General features: G+C 68.4%; 4 protein-coding genes and 1 pseudogene. 1 reads left to right on the top strand and 4 read right to left on the bottom strand.

Features of this window, described 5'->3' with window-relative positions; genetic code table 11:
- A partial coding sequence (locus tag ELR45_RS36980; RefSeq protein ID WP_205856048.1) for an IclR family transcriptional regulator domain-containing protein occupies positions 1-313 on the top strand: 313 nt, incomplete at its 5' end.
- 20 nt (positions 314-333) lie between these two features.
- Here the strand turns inward: ELR45_RS36980 and ELR45_RS05380 are convergent.
- From ELR45_RS05380 to ELR45_RS34620, 4 genes and pseudogenes are all read right to left on the bottom strand, one after another.
- Positions 334-936, bottom strand: a complete 603-nt coding sequence (locus ELR45_RS05380) for a YesL family protein (RefSeq protein ID WP_165367494.1) — start codon at positions 934-936, stop codon at positions 334-336.
- Positions 929-1,651 carry an SDR family NAD(P)-dependent oxidoreductase gene (locus tag ELR45_RS05385; protein WP_129664042.1) on the bottom strand — a complete coding sequence of 241 codons (723 nt, stop codon included), beginning with the start codon at positions 1,649-1,651 and terminating at the stop codon, positions 929-931. The genes ELR45_RS05380 and ELR45_RS05385 overlap by 8 nt, the downstream gene beginning before the upstream one ends.
- Positions 1,648-2,604 (bottom strand): dihydrodipicolinate synthase family protein, encoded by a 957-nt coding sequence (locus ELR45_RS34615; RefSeq protein ID WP_165367495.1) that lies wholly within the window; start codon positions 2,602-2,604, stop codon positions 1,648-1,650. Before ELR45_RS34615 ends, ELR45_RS05385 begins: the two co-directional genes overlap by 4 nt.
- A pseudogene (locus ELR45_RS34620) lies at positions 2,601-2,787 on the bottom strand (hypothetical protein); the annotation flags it as partial. The gene ELR45_RS34615 and the pseudogene ELR45_RS34620, both read right to left, overlap by 4 nt.

Consider the following 2,787-nt stretch of genomic DNA (forward strand, 5'->3'; position numbering starts at 1 on the left):
GTTGATCGGCGAGAGCTACCCCTCGTATACCCCGCATACGATCTCCAGCCTCGATCATCTCGTCAAGGTCATGGCCGACGTTCGCGCCAACGGCTACGCCACCGAGGTGGAGGAGCTCGCGTTCGGCCGAGCCTGTCTCGCCGCTCCGATCCGGGACCGTTCCCGGCGGGTGGTCGCGGCGCTGTCGGTGTCCGGACCGATCTCAGTGATCGACCTGCCTGAACGTCAGAAAGAGCTGGCGACCAAGGTCATCGAGCACGCCGACCAGATCTCCACTGGCCTCGGCTACCACGCGATGCACCTCGGCCACTGACCGGCACTCGGCCGTCGTTCTCAGGACGTCGGCCTCGGCAGCGCCCGGTGGACGACGACGGCGCCGAGCAGCGCGGGTACCGCCGGGAAGAACAGCGGCAGAGCGGCGGGGCTGCTGAACCACACGCCCAGCACCAGCGCGACCGTGAGCAGTCCAATCCCCACGCTCAGCAGGGGACGCCGCCACACGATCGTGACCGTCGCCCTCCACGCTTCGGTCACGGACAGCTCGAGATGCGCCAAGACGGCCGGCAGCTGAAGCAGGGTCACACCGTAACCGAACGTGAACACCACCGCGCCCAGCGCGAACGGTGTGCCCCGGGCGGCGAGCGTGTAGAACACGACCACCCACATCGTCAGGATCGGCACGCCCAGCGCCAGTTGTGAGGCGGTCAACGCCGAACGCCAGTGCGTCCAGAAGTCTCGCCAGGGTCGCGGTGATGTGCCGAGGAGGTACTCCCGGAGCAAGGCGTAGAGCGCGAAGGTCGCCGGAGCGAGACCCGCGACCACCAGTCCGGCAAGGACGCCCATAAACCACAGGACGTTGAGCCCGACGAGCCTGACCGGCCAGTCGAGGACCCTGTACAGACGACCGAACCGGCCGCCGACCTCGATGTCAGCCATTCGCTTCGAGACGCGCCAGCAGGTCGGCACGGACGAAGGCGGCCGGCGACGTGATGGAGAGCCCACCATCGACGGGTAGCACGACTCCAGTAATACCAGAGGCCGTGGGCCCGCCGAGGAACACGACGCTTGCAGCGACCTCCTCCGGCGTGATCGTCCGCCCCAGCGGGTAGCCGCCGGCGGCTTTCGCGGGATCGACACCCCCGACGACGCCGGGCGCGACAGCGTTCACCCGAACCCCACGTCTCGCGTAGTCGAGCGCCAGCTGGCGGACCAGCGCGTCGACGCCTCCCTTGGCTGCCGCGTAGGCCGGCACCCATGGCGCGGCCAAGAACGCGTTCACCGATGATACGGCCACGATAGCGGCGCCGCTCCCGAGATGCGGCAGGGCCGCCCGAGCGGTGTGGAAGAACGTGTCCAAGCAGCTGCTCATCGCACGACGCCATTGCTCGTCCGTCGTCTGATGGGCGGGTCCGGTCGGCATCGCTCCCGCAGCCGGGACCAGGACGTCGACGCCGCCGAGGACGGCGATGGCTCGTTCGACGGCGTCCGTCGCGGTATCGGCTACTCCGCAGTCCGCCGTCAAGTCCGCGGTCAGGACAGGGTTCCCGGACTCCTCCAGAGATATCCCCACGACCCTTGCGCCGTCTGAAGCGAATCTCTCCGCGATGGCCTGCCCGATGGACGACGATGCACCGATGATCACGACTCTCATACAGCCCCTTTGTCCAAGATGTGTGGGCCGTCGGCACCGAGTCCCAGCGGCTTCAGGACCGCCTCCAGCAAGGCCCGGCCGCCAGCGTCCAGCGGCTTGGCCGGCGAGCGCACCGTCGCGTGCTCGATGATGCCGCGGCGGACCAGCACCTCCTTGTGCACTGCCCACGCAATGCCCTGCTGCAACCCATGCACCACGAGGGGCAACAGGCGGGCGAACGCCTCCCGTGCCTGGTCCTCGCGCGCTGCGTTCCAATCGTCCAGAATTGCCGCGAGCAGGTCCGCGAACTCGCAGGCCGGCATGGTGCCGACGGAGCCGCGCGCGTACTCGTCCAGGACGAACTGTGCGTTCTGCCCACCGAGTACAACGAACTCCTCGTCGTCGCCGATCGCATCGACCACGGCGCCCACCTTCGGCACGGTCGGCGGGGACTCGACCTTGATCGAGGCCACGCCGGTGAGCTTGCTGAGCTCCACGATCAGCGCCGGGGACATCGCGACACCTGTGACGCCAGGGGCGTCCTGGATCATCACCTCGGCACCGGCCGAATCGGCGAGCTCGCCCACGTGTCCGTAGAACTCGACGATCTGATCCGGGCCGGGAGCCACCATGAACGGCGGCAACACCATCAATGTGTGCGCGTTGTCTTCGACCGCCTGGGCGGCCTGCTCGAGTGCGGTGGCGGTCGAGGTCGCGTTGACGCCGGCTACCACTGGCACGGCACCGGCGACGACGTCGCTCACTTCACGCAGGATGAGGCGCCGCTCGGTGGCGGTCAGAGCGAAACCTTCGCTCGCCATGCCGAAGGTCGCCACCGCATCGACAGGGGCGGACAGCTGGAACTCGACCAGCCGGCGCAGGCCGGCCACGTCGAGCGCGCCGTCGGACTGGAAGGGAGTAGCCAATATGGGCACCAGGCCGCGAACTGTGCGGCTGTCGTCAGCCGCGGTCATGAGGCTTGGAACGTTTCGCTGAGAGTCCTGACGGCGTCCTCGTCGACATCGATGCCGAGTCCGGCCCCCGATGGCAACGGGATGTGGCCGGTTGCCGGTTCGAACGGTTCGACGAGCAGGTCCGCGGCCGCTGCCACGCCGCCGGCCCGTGGAGCCTCGAAGGCCGTCATGTTCTCGGTCGCC

The sequence above is a fragment of the Phytoactinopolyspora endophytica genome, from assembly GCF_004138495.1.
In the GTDB taxonomy this organism is placed as follows: Bacteria; Actinomycetota; Actinomycetes; order Jiangellales; family Jiangellaceae; genus Phytoactinopolyspora; species Phytoactinopolyspora endophytica.

Excerpts from the sequence above, each read along its gene's own strand:
- ELR45_RS05380 (WP_165367494.1), bottom strand. The coding sequence starts at position 936 with ATGGCTGACATCGAGGTCGGCGGCCGGTTCGGTCGTCTGTACAGGGTC.
- ELR45_RS05385 (WP_129664042.1), bottom strand. The coding sequence starts at position 1,651 with ATGAGAGTCGTGATCATCGGTGCATCGTCGTCCATCGGGCAGGCCATC.
- ELR45_RS34615 (WP_165367495.1), bottom strand. The coding sequence starts at position 2,604 with ATGACCGCGGCTGACGACAGCCGCACAGTTCGCGGCCTGGTGCCCATA.